Source organism: Campylobacter concisus (assembly GCF_002913225.1).
Lineage (GTDB): Bacteria > Campylobacterota > Campylobacteria > Campylobacterales > Campylobacteraceae > Campylobacter_A > Campylobacter_A concisus_J.
The window spans coordinates 1-17,419 of the sequence record NZ_PPAW01000006.1; the positions used below are offsets into that span (position 1 = coordinate 1).

The 17,419-nt window shown below is 36.7% G+C and carries 14 protein-coding genes and 6 tRNA genes; 12 read left to right on the forward strand and 8 right to left on the reverse strand.

Translation table 11 applies throughout. The features are described from left to right. Window positions 1-559 precede the first annotated feature (559 nt). From CYP26_RS10625 to CYP26_RS10370, 5 genes are all read left to right on the forward strand, one after another. The gene (locus CYP26_RS10625) at window positions 560-841 is read left to right on the forward strand and encodes a hypothetical protein (RefSeq protein WP_430747069.1); all 282 of its coding nucleotides are present in this window, start codon (window positions 560-562) and stop codon (window positions 839-841) included. Window positions 842-1,126: 285 nt separating this feature from the next. Then, a complete protein-coding gene (locus CYP26_RS00645; RefSeq protein WP_103629992.1) occupies window positions 1,127-2,194 on the forward strand; it encodes an ATP-binding protein in 1,068 nt (355 codons plus the stop codon). Continuing rightward, window positions 2,187-4,421, forward strand: a complete 2,235-nt coding sequence (locus tag CYP26_RS00650) for a S8 family peptidase (RefSeq protein WP_103629993.1) — start codon at window positions 2,187-2,189, stop codon at window positions 4,419-4,421. The genes CYP26_RS00645 and CYP26_RS00650 overlap by 8 nt, the downstream gene beginning before the upstream one ends. 211 nt (window positions 4,422-4,632) lie before the next feature. Then, on the forward strand, window positions 4,633-4,815 hold the full coding sequence (locus CYP26_RS00655) for a hypothetical protein (protein WP_103629994.1): 183 nt from the start codon (window positions 4,633-4,635) through the stop codon (window positions 4,813-4,815). Between the two features lie 172 nt (window positions 4,816-4,987). Next, window positions 4,988-5,212, forward strand: a complete 225-nt coding sequence (locus CYP26_RS10370) for a ClbS/DfsB family four-helix bundle protein (protein ID WP_258031352.1) — start codon at window positions 4,988-4,990, stop codon at window positions 5,210-5,212. Window positions 5,213-5,717: 505 nt separating this feature from the next. On the opposite strand, the gene CYP26_RS00665 is transcribed toward CYP26_RS10370, so the two are convergent. The 7 genes from CYP26_RS00665 to CYP26_RS00695 all read right to left on the reverse strand — a co-directional run bounded on the left by CYP26_RS00665 (window position 5,718) and on the right by CYP26_RS00695 (window position 7,408). After that, window positions 5,718-5,802, reverse strand: a tRNA-Leu gene (locus tag CYP26_RS00665). 14 nt (window positions 5,803-5,816) lie between these two features. Next, a tRNA-Arg gene (locus CYP26_RS00670) sits at window positions 5,817-5,893 on the reverse strand. Between the two features lie 15 nt (window positions 5,894-5,908). Beyond that, window positions 5,909-5,985, reverse strand: a tRNA-Arg gene (locus CYP26_RS00675). A gap of 6 nt (window positions 5,986-5,991) precedes the next feature. Beyond that, a tRNA-His gene (locus CYP26_RS00680) sits at window positions 5,992-6,068 on the reverse strand. A gap of 9 nt (window positions 6,069-6,077) precedes the next feature. Continuing rightward, window positions 6,078-6,155: transfer RNA gene (locus CYP26_RS00685), tRNA-Pro, on the reverse strand. Between the two features lie 165 nt (window positions 6,156-6,320). After that, the gene (locus CYP26_RS00690; protein WP_103629995.1) at window positions 6,321-6,791 is read right to left on the reverse strand and encodes a prepilin-type N-terminal cleavage/methylation domain-containing protein; all 471 of its coding nucleotides are present in this window, start codon (window positions 6,789-6,791) and stop codon (window positions 6,321-6,323) included. 128 nt (window positions 6,792-6,919) lie between these two features. Further along, window positions 6,920-7,408 carry a type II secretion system protein gene (locus tag CYP26_RS00695; RefSeq protein WP_430747070.1) on the reverse strand — a complete coding sequence of 163 codons (489 nt, stop codon included), beginning with the start codon at window positions 7,406-7,408 and terminating at the stop codon, window positions 6,920-6,922. Window positions 7,409-7,573: 165 nt separating this feature from the next. On the opposite strand from CYP26_RS00695, the gene CYP26_RS00700 reads away from it, so the two are divergent. Beyond that, on the forward strand, window positions 7,574-8,437 hold the full coding sequence (locus CYP26_RS00700; protein WP_103629997.1) for a cytochrome-c peroxidase: 864 nt from the start codon (window positions 7,574-7,576) through the stop codon (window positions 8,435-8,437). After that, complete coding sequence (locus CYP26_RS00705; RefSeq protein WP_103629998.1) at window positions 8,430-10,847, forward strand: bifunctional diguanylate cyclase/phosphodiesterase; 2,418 nt, start codon at window positions 8,430-8,432, stop codon at window positions 10,845-10,847. The genes CYP26_RS00700 and CYP26_RS00705 overlap by 8 nt, the downstream gene beginning before the upstream one ends. A 210-nt stretch (window positions 10,848-11,057) precedes the next feature. Here the strand turns inward: CYP26_RS00705 and CYP26_RS00710 are convergent. After that, window positions 11,058-11,132, reverse strand: a tRNA-Glu gene (locus CYP26_RS00710). 65 nt (window positions 11,133-11,197) lie between these two features. On the opposite strand from CYP26_RS00710, the gene CYP26_RS00715 reads away from it, so the two are divergent. From CYP26_RS00715 to CYP26_RS00735, 5 genes are read left to right on the forward strand one after another with little or no spacing between them, the layout of a single operon-like run. After that, window positions 11,198-11,668, forward strand: coding sequence for a hypothetical protein (locus CYP26_RS00715; protein WP_103574123.1), 471 nt, complete (start codon window positions 11,198-11,200; stop codon window positions 11,666-11,668). Further along, entirely contained in the window at window positions 11,665-12,516 is an 852-nt protein-coding gene (gene nfo, locus CYP26_RS00720) for a deoxyribonuclease IV (RefSeq protein WP_103629999.1), read from the forward strand. The genes CYP26_RS00715 and nfo overlap by 4 nt, the downstream gene beginning before the upstream one ends. Next, the gene (locus tag CYP26_RS00725) at window positions 12,513-13,745 is read left to right on the forward strand and encodes an OmpP1/FadL family transporter (RefSeq protein ID WP_103630000.1); all 1,233 of its coding nucleotides are present in this window, start codon (window positions 12,513-12,515) and stop codon (window positions 13,743-13,745) included. The genes nfo and CYP26_RS00725 overlap by 4 nt, the downstream gene beginning before the upstream one ends. 8 nt (window positions 13,746-13,753) lie before the next feature. Continuing rightward, complete coding sequence (locus CYP26_RS00730) at window positions 13,754-15,421, forward strand: fatty acid--CoA ligase (RefSeq protein WP_103614075.1); 1,668 nt, start codon at window positions 13,754-13,756, stop codon at window positions 15,419-15,421. Further along, the gene (locus CYP26_RS00735) at window positions 15,421-17,154 is read left to right on the forward strand and encodes an ATP-binding protein (protein WP_103630001.1); all 1,734 of its coding nucleotides are present in this window, start codon (window positions 15,421-15,423) and stop codon (window positions 17,152-17,154) included. The genes CYP26_RS00730 and CYP26_RS00735 overlap by 1 nt, the downstream gene beginning before the upstream one ends. Window positions 17,155-17,419: the final 265 nt, after the last annotated feature.

Below are 17,419 nucleotides of genomic sequence, written 5' to 3' on the forward strand. Positions count from 1 at the left end.
TTTCGAGCTTTAGCCTAGTTTGCTTACCGATACGCCAAAAGTCACTTAGTGGCTGGTGCGTCCAGAGCTGCTTTTTGTAAATGTGCTCGTCTAAAAAGGCGATCCTGTCGTCGCTGTGCTTTGCTAGGATATCATTAATTAACCTATTAACCATCCCAAGTTCTTATGGATATATATATATCCATAAGCTTAAATATCTATATAAAAAGGCCACTTGACTCGCGCTATTAATCCTATTAAGAACAAACTAATGCAATAAGACAAGGGATTTTTTAAGATAAGGGGAGGAAAACCTCCCTTTTACGATGAATAGATATAAAAACATTGATTACAAAACAATGAGAGATAAAAATTTAAGATATGGTAAGTAATAACCAGAAGGGCTTTGTTAAGGCGGTTATCAGCATGGAAAAAGGTATCAACGACGAAAGTGCTCTGGATAAGCTCTATTGGGCTTATATAGACAATGTTGCATGAGAATTTGACTATATGATTGAAGAATTAAGGGAACAGAGACAGATAAAAGACCTACCTTATGTTCAAAAGGAGAAAGATAATCTTGTCAATATCATTGGAAATATTGGTAAGAAAGGTTGATGTCGTTGAGAGAGAAAACAGGAACGAAGAAGCCTTTAAGGTAGTAAATTTCCCTGTGGTATCTAAAGACGATAAAGTAAATAAGGCATGCCATAATCATTCTGCATACGAGGAAAAGGGTAATCTTCCAAAGGATTTTAAGCAAGGGGTTTTGTTAAAAATCAGAACTTCCATTGATGATAACAGCAAGGAACATAGTAATATCAGGATACTTTCTTCAAAGCTGTTAAAAGTAAAGGAATAGATGAAAAGACAGAAAAAGAGAAAGAATCCGTTCTTGGAGCTATTGAGAAATATCAGGCGGAATATAAGTAAAAGCCTAAAGAGAGTAAAAAGCCAAAAAAACAGAAAGATAAGATGATGATCGGTATGGTCTTAGGACTGCACCGGCTCTTTTTAATTCATGGAGGATCGCCAATATAGCCTTTGATGCAGAAATTAAAAAGTTTAAATATTTGTCCCATAAATATAGAAATTTGTCCCGGTTTGTGATATAATAATAATTAAAGAAAATAGGAGGTATGGCAATATGAAAAAACAAAATGTTTTGAATTTAATAAAATACCATGCGGAAAGGAATGAAAATTCGTTTAGAAATGAAGCAATAGTAATAGCAAGATATTTTGATAGTATAGGAGATTATCAGCTATCTGAATATATTATGGGGTTAATATCTGAATCAAATTTATATTCACCACAAAGTAGTGATTTTGAAAGTGAGTTTTTAAAACAAGTAGAAATAAGAAATTTAGAGGCTTTAAATTTACCACTTGAAATAACAGAAGACATAAAAGGCATTATTAACGCTGTAAACCATAATGTGAGTATTAATAAATTTTTATTTGAAGGATTACCGGGAAGTGGAAAAACAGAAGCAGCCAAAAATGTTGCAAAATTGTTGAATCGCTCTCTTTTTAGGGTGGATTTTGAAAACTTAATAGATAGCAAGTTGGGACAGACTAATAAAAATATAATAGAAGTATTTAGAGAAATAAATATTCTTCCAAATGCGAATAAGGTTGTAGTTTTATTTGATGAAATCGATGTTATTGCGTTGGATAGAATTAATTCTAATGATATTAGGGAGATGGGAAGAGTAACATCTACAATTTTAAGAGAATTAGATAGATTGACAGACCTTAATAAAGAAATTGTACTTATTGCAACAACTAATCTATATTCAAATTTTGATAAAGCATTAATTAGGAGATTTGATGCTGTTATTAATTTCAATAGGTACAGTGATGAGGATTTAATAGAAGTTGCTGAATATTATTTTTCTTCATTTATCAAGAATTTTAAAGGAATATCCAAGGACACAAGATTATTTAAAAAAATATTGAAGACAGCAAAGAAAATACCTTATCCAGGAGAGTTAAAAAATATTATAAAAACATCACTTGCATTTAGTGATATTGGTTCTGAGTATGATTATTTGAAAAGATTATACAATAGCCTGATAGGAAACTTGGAACAAAAGGATATAAACCAACTTCATGAAGAAGGGTTTACGGTAAGAGAAATAGAAAAATTAAAAGGGGAGTCTAAAAGTGCTGTATCAAGAAAGTTAAAGAAGGAGGAAATAGATAGTGAATAATGTCTTGGAATTAAAAGGGAAACGCTTTGTACAAGCACGTAGAAATGGTAATGGCGGTGGTATAGCCATGAATGGACAGGTGGAAGTCAGTACAGAACATTTATCAAGATTGAGATCTCAGCTAATCCAGATTAAAGAATTCTGGGATAATGAAACAAAGCCGTTTGAAGGTATTTTGGTTAGTGTTTACTACAACAAGATTGTTGCTAAAAGTAATAGAATTGCTGGAATTTTTAAAGGGACGAATTCTAATGAAGCAATTGTTGGAGCAAAATTTAATAGAGATAAGAATAAACACATCATCACATATTTTCTTGATGAGCATAATTTAACTAAAAGCATAGAGTTGATTACAGATTCTTCAAATATATTGTCTAAAAAATTTGCAGGTAAGATCAGTAGGAATATATTTGAAGATAAAAATATTGTTAATCCAACAGTTTTTAAAGATTTTTCTGTAAATATGTCCATATTCAAACAGGTGATTGCAGATGCTTCTTATATAGATTCATTTCAAGTAGAAACACCAACAATTGAAATCAAACAAAGCATTATAACTCTTTACGATGTAAAAAAGGACACAAAGTCATTATTTGAAATATTAGGGATAGATATTTTAAGTAGTAGAATTTTAGATAATCAAACGGTTTACTTAGATGAAAAGCAAGTGGAAGTACTTTTTGAAAAAGCACCATATCTTGTTTCAATGGCAACCGTTGATTTATCAAGTTTATCACCAGATGATTTTATAAATGAATATCAAACAAAAATAGTAACCATACCATCTCCAACTATTGAACCGACAATTGGAGTAATAGATACTTTGTTTGATCAAAGAGTTTATTTTAGCGACTGGGTTGAGTATTATGATATGGTCTCAGAAGATATACCAAAAAATCCAAAAGATTATAATCATGGGACAGCAGTATCTTCCATTATTGTTGATGGAGCAAGATTAAATCCTTGGTTAGATGATGGTTGTGGAAGGTTCAAAGTTAGACATTTCGGAGTAGCTGTTGGTGCTGAATTTTCTTCTTTCTCTATAATAAAAAAAATAAAGAGCATTGTAGCAAATAATACAGATATAAAAGTATGGAACATTTCACTTGGTAGTAATCAGGAAATTAATGACAACTTTATTTCTGCTGAAGCTGCAACATTAGATAAAATTCAGTTTGAAAACAATGTAATATTTGTTGTGGCGGGAACAAATAAACCAAGTGCAGATATAGTAAAAATAGGCTCTCCGGCAGATTCTATTAATAGCATAGTTGTAAATTCAGTTAGTAAGAATGGTCTGTCTACTAAATATACTCGTAAAGGATTAGTGTTATCTTTCTTTGCAAAGCCTGATGTAAGTTATTATGGTGGCAGCGAGGAAGAGTATATTAGGGTTTGTGAACCTTTAGGGGCCACGAGTGCTGCTGGTACTTCTTATGCTGCACCTTGGATTGCGAGGAAATTATCTTATTTAATTGATGTGTTAGGACTTAATAGAGAAGTTGCAAAAGCCATGATTATTGATGCTGCAAGAGGTTGGGATGAAAAACCAACTCCTGAAGAAGTTGCCTTATATGGGCATGGAGTTGTACCAATTCATATAAATGACATCATTCAAACAAAAGATGATGAAATAAAATTTGTAGTATCAGACATTAGCGAAAAATGGAATACTTATAACTACGATTTTCCAGTTCCTCTAAAGGATAATAAGTATCCATATATTGCGAAAGCTACGATGTGTTATTTTCCATTGTGTGATAGATTACAAGGCGTTGACTATACAAATACAGAATTGAATTTGCATTTTGGTCGAATAGGAGATGATAAAAAAATCAAGGATATTAAGGGCGATAAACAGAATACAGAAGACACATTAGATGGAGAAAGAAATTATCTTTTGGAAGGTGAAGCTAGAAAGCAGTTTAGAAAATGGGATAATGTAAAGTATATCGCAGAGAGTGCTACAAAAAGAATGATACCAAAAGACTCTTATAAAAATAAAAACTGGGGTATGGAAGTAAAGACAAATAATAGATTATCTCCCCAAGATGGCGTAGGGGTTAGGTTTGGTGTTGTTGTAACACTCAAAGAAATGAATGGAGTTAATAGAATTGATGAATTTATCAGAAGTTGTACATTAAATGGTTGGCTAGTGAATGTAATTGATATTGTTAATAGAGTAGATGTTCACCAAAAAGTTAATGAAGAGATTGAGTTTGAATAGATGCTAAATGACGGTATCAAAGGAGGGTTAGTAGTAAATGATATTCACAGAAGAACAATTAAGAAAATATACAAAAACCTTTGAGTGAAACAGAGGAAAATCAATGCAAAAATGCTATAAGAATGGTGGTTGATGCATTAAAAACTACCGAATTTAATGAAAGGACTTCTATTCAAAAAAGTATAGTGAGACACCTTCATTTGAAGTGATGATGAAGAGTGATTATGATTATGAGGTTAAAATATTTTTACAAGGATATTATGTAAACAATACTAATGTTAGAAAGCATAGCGATGTAGATATTATTGCTGTTCAAATAGATCAATTTAGACCAAAATATAGAGTTGATGTTTCTAAAGGTTTTATTCAAAAAGCAAGACTTTTAAAGATATAGTTCAGTCCGCATTAGAAAATAAATTCGATAATGATGTGGAAAGAAAAACCATTTTTACCCAAGCCAATAACTGGAAAACTTATGAAGATATGAATGTGAAATTTTTGAAGAAGCATCAAAAACCTCCCTTACAGAAGCAACTAAGATGCTTCATAAATAGCATAAAGATATTTTGGGGTTAGTTAAAAAATTTACAAACAAAGAGCTGTTTTCAAAAAACGTATATAGATGGGTCAGGAGCAAAACTCTTGGATCATACTTCGTAAGCGCCGCTCCGAGCCATTATGACTGGGCGACAAAAAGCTTAAGGCTCATCAAAAAAATTGCAAGTCAAAATAGCAGAAGTAGGATAGTAAGGCGCATTTTACAAAAAGCAAAAAATGCACAATTGACTTAGTTTACATAACTAATCCATATATCCATGAAAGGTTAAAGCTAAATTATACAAGAAAAACTCTTGAGCTGATAAACAGATATGACTTAGGCGTAACGCCCATGATACAAAAAGTTTGATTTTCCTGATCTATTGAAGCCAAATACTAAAACTATCGGCTTATACAAAAATTTCTACAACTTTTCTCCAAATGCCTTAAAGTTATTACCCCACGCCACTTTTACCATTCTGGCCCTCGATGTATTTTTGTTTGCCTTGATTAAACTATAGTTTGTTTTTGGCGCTCTTAAATATTGCTGGAATTAAGCATTATACTTTGCAATGCCTAAGTACCATAGCCACAATGATAAAAATAGTATCTAGGTATAACCTGTCAAAGCAAAATATCCAATGATAAAACAGACTAATATAGAATGTTCTAGAATATTAAATAAATTAAAAAATAAGAAACTTGGGCTACCTTTTAAAACCTTAAATCTTGAAATATAGTATTTTATGGAGTTTTGGATGGTGCGGATGAGAGGACTTGAACCTCCACGCCGTGGGGCACCAGATCCTAAGTCTGGCGTGTCTGCCAATTTCACCACATCCGCACAACAATAATAAGTGGTACGCCCATCAGGATTCGAACCTGAGGCCTACGGCTTAGAAGGCCGTTGCTCTATCCAGCTGAGCTATGAGCGCATAAAGTCTTTCAAGTGGCGCGCCCGATAGGAGTCGAACCCATAACCTACAGATCCGAAGTCTGTCGCTCTATCCAATTGAGCTACGAGCGCCCAAAATGGGGTGAGTGATGGGAATCGAACCCACGACCCTCAGGACCACAATCTGATGCTCTAACCGACTGAGCTACACTCACCATTTAACATGGTCGGGGTGAAAGGATTCGAACCTTCGGCCCTCTGGTCCCAAACCAGATGCGCTAACCAGACTGCGCTACACCCCGCCTGAGTCGTGTTTGTAAGTTTATGCCACTACCTCATTAAAAAGTCGCATTCTATCTAAAAATGCTATTGTTGTCAAGAAAAAATTAGTTTTGGACTTTATTTTTATAAAATTTCAAGAATTAAGTGTAAATTTCAGACTTTAAAACTTTTGATAAAATATCTAGCTAAAAAACGATGCGAACAGCGCTAAAGCTGATATGAGCTGGCAATGCTCCTTGTGCTGGCCTTATCATGGTCTGGCTAAAGCGCTTAAATTCTGGAGCTTCCCAAAGTTTTTTGCATAGGCCTTGCTCACTGATATCTACTCCTAAACAGCTTTGGTCTGCAGCAAAGAATTTTAATGAAATGCACCTTTCATTTTTAGCAAAAATGCCAAGATCGCCAGAGCTATCCACGACCCCAGCATTTGTCATCTCTTTAAATTTAACTTTATTGTTTGTAGTATCAAGGGCTAGTTTGCCTTGTGATATATAGTAGGCATTTATCTCTTCGATAGCGGTTCTAATCTCCGCCATAGTCTTTACTAAGACCGCATCATCTCTTGTGGCGCTGATCCTTGGGATAGCAATAGCTGCTAATACGCCAATAACAACTATTACAAAGATGAGCTCTATCATAGTAAAAGCTTTTTTCATTACTTCATCCTTGAATTTGAAGTTGCGAGATTATAACTAGAATTTTTATAAATGAAAGATAAATTTTGAAATTAAGTTAAAGAAGAGTGGCAAGGAAATTCCTTGCCAAGAAGTTTGAATTTGAAAAATTAGAACGCTACGCTAAGACCACTAACTGGGTACTCGCCAGCATCACTAGTTTGTTCTGAAGGAGCTGTGCCAGCTTGTGCATTAGCAGCTAAACCACTCCATTTAAATTTATTTGTAAGCAGTTTATCTACACCGCTATTTTTATAAATCGCAGTGCAAATACTTTGTGCCTTATCGTCACCTTTTTCTACTTTTACGTTTGCAGGTTTATTTGTCGTTGCATTGTAGCTCGTTAAAGTAACTTTCAAGCATTTTTTGCCAGCTGCTAATAACTCATTGGTACTAGTTAAAGGCACATTTGTCATTTCTGATAAGTTGTCAGCAAATTTGCCTTGAGAAGTATAATATGCACCAACATCGCTTAGCAAAGTAGATAAGTTTGTAGCAGCTTTAGCAACTTCTGCATCATCCCTTGTTGCAGCTAGTCTTGGTATAGCGACTGCGGCTAATATGCCTAAAATCACGATCACGAAGATCAACTCGATCATTGTAAAACCTTTTTTCATGGTTTCCTCCTTGAAATTAAAAATTTGGCGGATTATACAACATTTTTTTCAAAATGCAAATAAAAGCTAAATTTTTTACAAATTAGCCGATTTGGTAGTTATGAAAAATAATTCCGCTATAATGACGCTCAAGAATATGGAGATTTTATGAAAAAAGTTTTATTTTGGATGGTAGTATCTTTTTGCATTTTGAGCGCAAATTCATCATTTGAGCCAGTGCTTTCATCAAAATATGACGAAAAACAAGCCTACATCGGTAAGAAGCTCTTTTTTGACAAAAGACTAAGCACCACTGAAAACTACTCATGCGAAACTTGCCACAACTTATACTGGAATTTAAGTGGTACAAACTCATCTTACACCAGCCAAAAGGGCGTTATAAACCCGCCTAGCGTGCTAAATTCGGCTTTAAATTTTCTATTTTTTACTGATGGTAGGGTAAGAAGCTTAAAAGATCAGGTAAAAGAGTCGATAAATTCTAGAAATGAGCTAAATTCAAATAAAGATGAGATAGTAAAAAAAGTAAAAAGCATAGGCGAGTATGGGATTTTATTTAATGATACATATAGTGATGGCATAAACTATGAAAATATAGTAGGTGCTTTGGCAGAATTTGAAAAGGCTATTTTAAGCATAGATTCGCCATTTGATGAGTATCTAGCTGGCAATGATGACTCCATAAACGCTGAGGCAAAAAAAGGCTTTGAGCTCTTTAATAAAGTAGGCTGTGTGGCTTGCCATAATGGTAGAAATTTAGGTGGAAATTTGATGCAAAACGTGGGCTTAAAGGATGCTAGTGAGAGCAGGCGCCTTATGCGCGTGCCTTCGCTTAGAAATGTAACAAGAACAACTCCATATCTAAGTAGTGGCGAAATTAGTGATCTAAAAGAAGTCATAGGCTTTGTGAGCTATCATCAGCTGATCCATACACTAAGTAGCGAAGAGCTTGGGCAAATTTATAAATTTTTGCTAACACTAAATGGACGCAGACCTAGGATACTAAATGAATAAAAGACAAGCAAATATCATCTTAATCGTCCTAGCAATCATCTTTTTCTTTAGCTCAACCTACATCTACATGGCAAATAAAGCAGTTACTGCTGTTAGTAAATTTAACGATACGATCTTAAGTCTTATCTTACTAGATAACGAGCTAAGCTTCACCCTAGAGAACAACGTACTTCGCTTAAACTACGACGATGTAAATAAAAATTTAAGAAGTTTTGATCAAAATTTAACCAAGCTTGATGAGCTAAACGCAATCATACAGGTCTTTTACCAAGAGAAAAATGCCAAAACTTTAAAGGTCATAAACGACGACTTTTTAAAAAAACAAAGGCTTGTAGATAGGTCAAACTACGCTAGCTCGTCAATGGCTGCTTATATCTTATCAGGTGAGTTTGAAATAGCATCAGAGAAGAAGCTAGATGCGCTTAATGTGATATTTCACGCGATAAAAAGCTCAGCCCTAATCAGCCCCGAAACGCTAAATCAAACAAAAGAGCAGATAGAAAAGTATAAAGATACCTACAAAAACGACACAAAAGCGATCTTGGTGCTAAATAAAGCAACTTACGCGCTTGAATTTGCAAAAAACCTAAGTGCCGTAGCTCAAGACTCTGTTGATCTAAAACTTGGAGAAACACTAAGAAAATTTAGAAATGACACCCTAGACTCTTACAGAATAATGATACGAAATATAGTAATAATGCAAGTGCTTTGTTTTATCAGTTTTGTGTTATTTTGCGCTTTAACTTTTTATCAAGCAAGGGTACTAGCTAAGCAGTTAAAACAGATAAAACTTCTAAAAACGACAGTGGATGCTGGACACAGCTCTATAGTCTTTTGTGACAATAACAATAAAATTTTATATGTAAATAAAACCTTTGAGGCAAAAACTGGTTATAAACTAAAAGACGTTATCGGAAAAAGCCCTAAAATTTTAAAATCAAATATGCACCCAGAGAGCTTTTATGCTGAGATAAGAAATGCCATAAATAAGCATACTTCTTGGGAAAGCGATGAGCTGATAAGCAGAACAAAAAGTGGCAAACTGCTCTATGAAAAGGTGCGTTTTGCGCCATTTTTCTTTGAGGGCAAGCTAGAAGGCTACATGGCTATAAAGCTTGATAGGACAAAAGAGCTTAGCATGCTTAAAGAGCTAACTCAAAAAAATGAGCAGATAAAAATTCAATCCTCAATCGACAAGCTAACCGGCTTTGGAAACTATTTTGCTCTGACTGAGATGATAGAGGCGAAAAAAGATGGAATTGTGATCAGCATAAGCATCAAAAACTACAAGATGCTAAGATTTTTCTACCAAACAAAGGTTATTGACGCTATGTTAAAAGCGGTGGCAAATACACTAAAACTCTGTGTTGATACCTACTCTATAAATGCTGAGCTATTTAGATTTCAAGATGATGCGTTTTACATCTGGTATCAAGGCGATGACATCGTTAGAGATATCGGCTTTATAAAAGAGTATTTTAACTTTAGCAGGATGAACATCGAGATAGATGGTAAATTTGAAAACCTACCTGGTATCAAGATAACTCTTGGCGTATCTTTATCAAATGACACACCGCAAACAAACCGTCTAATGCAGTCAATCCTAGCTAATCAACAAGCAAGTGATAGCGGCAACGAGATCTACTACTATCTCGAAAACGACGCGATCGAGATGAGATACTATAAAAACCAACTCATAACCGAACTCATCGAGTACGCCCTAGAAAACGATAAGGTAATAGTTGAGTGTCAGGGAATTTTTAACGTGCAAGAAAATGAGACAGAGGCAAAATACTACGAGGTTTTGGTGCGCATAGTAGATCAAAATGGCAAGATCCGCTACCCAGGTGAGTTCTTAGAGATCGCGATGAAAACGCAACTCTATCTTCAGATAACAAAAAAGGTGATCGCTCTAGCCTTTGATCTAGTTAAAAAATATCCAGACTATACATTTTCTATCAACCTTTCAAGCTCGGATCTAACAGATCCTGGTGTGAGAGAAATTTTAGACGAAAAGCTAGAAAGCTGCCCAGATCCAAGTAGAGTTTGCTTTGAGATGCTAGAGAGCGAAGAGCTTAGCGACTACGCCATGGCAAATGAATTTATAAAAAGAGCTAAAAAATATGGATGTAAAATCTCGATCGATGACTTTGGCTCTGGCTACTCTAACTACTACCGAATTTTAGAGCTTGATATAGATAACATCAAGATAGATGGCTCGATCATCAAAAAGCTACCAACTGATGAAAACGCAAGGGTTTTGGTTGAGACTATCGTGAGCTTTGCTAGAAGACAAGGCTATAAGATCGTGGCTGAGTTTGTGAGCAACGAAGAAATTTTAGAGTATATAAAGAAATTTGGAATTTCGTATGCGCAGGGATTTTTACTAGGCAAGCCGCATCAGATGTAAATTTTGCAGTTACTTTAAAGCCTATTAAAAGGCTAAATTTAACTGCTTTTTGCTTTTATACTCGCGCAAAACCTACTTTTTAAATTTTACTAGACGTGAAATTTGATCTTTTTTACAACAATTAAATTTAAGAATTTGTTTTTAGAAAGCTTGAAATTTGGATTAACTAGATTTTAAAGCTTATGTGGATAAGATTTTGTCTTTTAGAAGTGGTGACCCATACGAGACTCGAACTCGTGTTACCGCCGTGAAAGGGCGATGTCCTAACCGCTAGACGAATGGGCCACGGTCGGTTATGAAGTTGGGATTATATTACTTTTTAACTTAAATTTACATAAAAGGACAAATCGTTGAAGAAATTTTCACTTGTTTTATTATTTGCTCTCATTTTTTCAGGCTGTGTTGCGACTAAAACACCGCAAAGATCGCAAGCTTTTCAGGTCACTTTATTTTCTCCGATGATAAAGATAAATGATGTTGGATTTTTTCACACATACAAAAATGATCTAAATTTGCAAATTTATAGCTCTGGCGTCAATACCGCAAATATCAATATAAAGGACAAAATTTGCGTAAATAGCGCTTGTTTTAAAAAGACTGAATTTAACGAGAAATTTTTTCTAGCACCGCACTATGAGAGCCTTTTTGAAGAGATTTTGCAAAGACAAAAAATTTATGACGGTAAAGATCTAAGCACCACAGAGTGCGGCTTTAGACAAGATCTAAGTTCTTATTTTATAAAATACGAAGTTTGCGATAACTACGTCAAATTTATCGATAGCAAAAATAAAATAAAAGTGATAATAAAAGAGTTAAAATGAGATACATTGGAGCTCACGTAAGCGCGGCTGGAGGCGTATCTAACGCACCGATAAACGCTGCAAAAATAGGAGCAAATGCCTTTGCACTTTTTACAAAAAATCAGCGCCAATGGAGCGCAAAAGAGCTATGCGAGGGCGAGATAGAGCAGTTTAAAGCAAATTTAAAAGCCTCTGGTATAAGCGCCGATCACGTCTTGCCACATGCAAGCTACCTCATAAATTTAGGCCATCCAGAAAAAGAGGCAAGAGCTAAGTCCCTTGAAGCCTTTATCGACGAGATAGAGCGAGCTAGCAAGCTTGGACTAAAGCTTTTAAATTTTCACCCAGGCTCACACCTAAAACAAATAAGCCAAAATGAGTGCCTAGATAACATCGCTAGATGCATAAACGAAGCGCTAAAACGAACAAGTGGCGTGAAGCTTGTAATAGAAAATACGGCCGCACAAGGCTCAAATTTAGGCTTTGACTTTACGCAACTGGCGTATTTGATCGAGCGAGCAGACGATGAGAGCAGAGTTGGCATTTGCATCGACACTTGTCACGCATTTGCCGCTGGGTACGATCTAAGAAGCAAAGAGGCTTACGCTAAGACGATGAGCGAATTTGACGCGATTATCGGCTATAAATTTCTATCTGGCATGCACCTAAATGACGCTAAATTTGGGCTTGGCTCAAAAAAAGATAGGCATGAGAGCCTTGGCAAGGGCGAGCTTGGGCTTGGCGCTTTTGAAAATATAATAAATGATGATAAAATAGGCGAAATTCCCTTGATTTTAGAGACGATCGATGAGAGTATTTGGGAAGATGAGATCAAAATTTTAAGAAACCTAGAAAAGGAAAAGCTATGAAAAGAGTGCTTTTAAGCATTGTTGCGACGTGTTCTTTATTAAATGCTGGGGGTTACAAGGTCCCTGAGCAAAGTGCTGACTCTTTAGGGCTTGCTGCTAGCAACGTAGCCTTTAGTTTTGGGGCTGATGCGGCTTATTTTAACCCTGCAAATATGATGTTTTTAGATGGGCTTCACCATTTTGAAAGCACGCTTGGTTGGTTTCATATAAATTCCATCGACTTTAAAAGCGATGGTGGCAAGAGCTACAGCTCAGAGAAATTTGACTCACTAGCTGGCACATTTAGCTTTGTAACGCCAGAAATTTATGAAAACTGGAGATTTGGACTAGCCCTTGCCGTGCCTGCTGCTGTTGGCATCTCGTGGGAGGATCCAGAGACTGCTTTTACTGGCAAGAGGTTTAAACTACAAGTTGTCGAGCTAAATCCAACCGTGGCTTACCGCATAAATGACAAACTTGCCATTGCTCTGGGCGCTAGAGGTGTTTATAGCAAGGGTAAGATAGCAAGCGACTTTGGACGCTTTGGCTACAGAGAGATACAAGGTGATGGCATAAACTACGGCTACAACGTCGCTCTTACATATAGACCTATCGAGGATCTAAGCTTTGCAGTCACTTACCGCTCGAAGGTAAATTTAGAGCTTAAAGGTAGTGCCGATGCTGATTTTAACGTGCCGCTAGCAGATATAAGCTATCATGGCAAAACAAGAGTTGAGATCCCTTTGCCTGCTCAGCTAGTGCTTGCTGCTGGATATAAATTTAGCGACTTTACCCTTTTGCTAGCTTTCGAGAGGACTTACTGGTCTAAATTTAAAGATTATGACTTTGAATATGACGATAAGACGGCTATTCATTCACACCACCCTGCTTTTAAAATGTTTATGGACGATCCAGTCGTTAAAAATGCAAAAGATACAAACACATATAGGATAGGCCTTGCATACGACGTAAATGAAAAACTTAGGCTAATGGCTGGCTTTTCATACGATGAGGATATCACTAGCAGCGAACACACTGGCTTAGAGCTTCCAAACACCACCTCTCAGGCATATTCGTTTGGGGCAAACTATAAATTTACGCCAAATTTAGAGCTAGGACTAGGCTATCTCTATCAGCACCGAGACAAAAAGCGTGCGACAGGTATAAAAAATGGTACTGGCTCAATGTCTGGCGAATTTGATACAAGTAGTATTCAGATAGCTGCAATGACATTTAAATACTCTTTCTAGGGCTAAAAATGCAATACTCTTATAATAATTTTTATGAAATTTTGACCAAAGTAGCAAAGCAGAGTCCAAACCAGATAGCGATCTTTGATGAAAAAGAGAAGCTAAAATACCACGAAATAAAGCAAAACGTCGATAAAGTGGCAGCTTACTTGCAGCTTTGTGGAGTAAATTTTGGCGACAAAGTGGCTATGGCGGTGGCAAATTCGAAAGAATTTATCATCTCATACCTTGCTATCACGGCTATCGGAGCGGTCGCAGTGCCGATGAACACCTTTTTAAAGACAAATGAGTTTGAGTATATCTTAAACGACTGCGGCGCAAGGGTGCTCTTTGCCTCCAGCTCTCTTGCAAAGGAGCTAATCGCACTTAGCGAGCTTGAAATTTTAAGAAAGATAATCTGGATCGGTCAAACGCCTAAAAAGCTTCAAAGCGCCTCAAAAGACGACTATGTAAGCGTTGATGAGGAGTATGGCGAGAGTGCTTATCTCTCTTCTACACCACAAATTTCAAAAGAGGATATGAGCAAGGGCTATGAAAATAATGGCGTTGTAAAAAATGTAAATTTCAGCGAAGCGCTAAATCACAAATACACTCTAAGCATCACAAAATACCCTAAAATAGACGATCTCATGCACATCATCTACACCTCAGGCACCACAGGCAAGCCAAAGGGTGCGATGATAAGCTACAAAAATATCTTCTCAAACGTCATCGGCGCTCACGAGCGTTTTAAGGTTAAAAAAAGCGATAGATTTATCGTATTTTTGCCGATGTTTCATAGCTTTACGCTCACAGCGATGGTGCTTTTACCGATATATGCGGGCGCTTCGATGGTGCTTGTAAGATCGGTCTTTCCATTTTCAAATGTGCTAAAGCAGACGCTGCTTAAAAGAGTAACTGTATTTTTGGGTATCCCAGCCATCTATACAGCCATCGGCAAGGCAAAAATTCCTTGGTATTTTAGATGGTTTAACCGCATAAGGCTATTTGTAAGTGGCGCTGCTCCGCTTGCTAAGCAAACGATCGATGATTTTAGAGTGAAATTCCCACGTGCAACGCTCGTTGAAGGATACGGCCTTAGCGAATGCTCGCCAGTCGTAGCGGCAAATTTATTTGACAAGCAAAAGCTTCTAAGCGTAGGCCCTGCGCTAAATGGCTATGAGGTCAAGATCGTAGATGATGAGATGATGGAGCTTCCAGTCGGGCAGATAGGCGAGATCATCGTAAAAGGCGACTGCGTCATGCAAGGCTACTACGGCATGCCAGGCGTGACAGATGAGACCATCATAAATGGCTGGCTAAAGACTGGGGATCTTGGTAAGATAGATGAAGAGGGCTTTATCTACATCGTTGATCGCAAAAAAGACCTCATCATATCAAAGGGCATAAACATCTATCCGCGCGAGATCGAAGAGGTGATCTATAAGCTTGAAGCCGTCGAGGCTGCAGCAGTAATTGGCGTAAAAGACGTGCACGCAGACGAAGAGGTCGTAGCTTTCATACAAGTAAAAGATGGCATGGATCTTGATGAAAAGACGGTTAGAGAGCATCTAAAGAAAAATTTAGCAAATTTCAAAATTCCAAAAAGCATTTATTTTGCCGAGGAGCTGCCTAGAAACGCGACTGGCAAGGTGCTAAAACGTGTACTAAAAGAGCAGATAAAGGATAAAATTTAGTGAAGTATTTGCTTGATTTTCTAAACCAAGATCTCAAAAAAAGTAAAATTTACGAGCTTATAAAGTGTGGCGATGAAGAGGGAGAAATTTTAAAATATCTAAGCAAAGCCTACGTGCAAGGCACAGCTAGCATGAGCGTTTTTGAGCTACTTGGAGCTGTTTTTGGCACGCAAAATGAGAAGCAGCTTTTGTACCTTAAATTTATAAAAAATTTGCTAGATAGTGGCTGGATAGTGCAAAACTACGGCCTTTTTAAAATGCCAGAGAACTCGCAAAAAAGCTCAAGCCAAGGGCTACTCTCGCTACTTCACTCTGAAATTTCACTCTCAAGCACGTTTTTAAAAATTCTAGAAGATGGCAACGCTGATATAAATTTACCAGAGCTTGCACCTTATGAAGATCATTTGGAGTATTTAAAAGATCAGTTTTTAAAGATAGAGCTTTACTCAAAGGCTGCGATATTTGAAGGTGGCTCAAATGACGCTAAAAAGCGCATAAACGAGCAAATTTCTGAGCTAACAAAGCGCATAAATGAGCGTGTAAAACTAAGCAAGATCAGCCTAAAGATAGAGCAAATTTTTAAAGAAAATTCGCTTGATGAAAAAGAGCAGATCATATTTTTAGCCCTTTTAAAAGAGGAGTATGCGGGTGATTTTGAAAATGGTCGCGACCTAAACACGCTAGTTGGGCTAATAAGCAAAGATGAGCTTGAACGCATCAAAAATCGCACACTTTTAGAGGACGGCTCAAGGCTCATCGAGGGCGCACTAATCGACTACGACGAGGTTTTAAACGCTTATGGCAACGTAAGCAAGAGCTTTTTTATAAACGAAGAAATTTTGCAAAGCATAATGCACCCAAAAAATGACAAAAACAGCAAAAAAATCAAGATCGAAAGCCTAGTAAAAGAGCAAGAAATTTTTGAGCTCATTGAGCCAGTAACAAGCCTAGAAGACGTCGTGCTAAACGAAAAGACAAAGCAGCTTTTAAGCACGATACTAAAGCAAGTCGATAAAAAAGTGCTAGCTAGACTTAGTAGCTGGGGCATAAAAACTAGGAAAAATATAGACGCCAAGATCATCTTTTACGGCGAGCCTGGTACTGGTAAGACGATGAGTGCCGTTGGGCTTGCAAAGAGCCTAAAGAAGCAAATTCTAAGCTTTGACTGCTCAAAAATTTTAAGCAAATATGTCGGCGAGAGCGAGCAAAATGTAAGGAAAATTTTTGACACTTACAAAGAAATTTGCAAAAAAAGCGGCAGCGAGCCGGTGCTTTTGCTAAACGAGGCCGATCAGTTTTTAAGCACGAGAGTGGAGAGCTCAAGCGGGGCTGAGAAGATGCACAATCAAATGCAAAATATCTTTTTAGAGCAGATCGAGCGCTTTGAGGGCGTGCTGATCGCTACGACAAATTTCTTGCAAAGCCTTGATGTGGCATTTTCTAGAAGATTTGACTACAAGATCGAGTTTAAAAAGCCTGATTATAACGGCAGGCTCGCCATTTGGCGTAAAATTTTGCCTGAAAATGCGAGCTTTGAAGATGGCTTTAGCGTAGAAAGACTGGCTGAGTTTAACCTAAGTGGCGCACAGATCGTCCTTGCGCTAAAAAATACCGCTTTGAAAGTGGCTATAAAAGATGATGGGATTTTTACCTTTGAGGACTTCAAAACCACGATAGAGCGCGAGCTAAATTCAAGCTTTGGCGAGGATAAAAAGATGGGATTTGGCTATTAACTTTTCCCATAATTTATAAATTTGTCTTTGCGCTGCAACAAAGCTACTGGTATTGATGAAAAATTTGTTTTCACTCAATAAAATTTAGACAAGTTTCACCGATAAAATCACGAAAAATGCGAGTTAAATTTAAGCTTTGACGATAAAAAAGATAGATAACTGCCGAGAGTGTGAAATTTTGTTTTTATACGGAGCATGTCCCTAAAAGCAATAGGGAAAGTGGGCTAAATTCGAGCTTTAATGAAAATAAAAAGATAAATTTTGT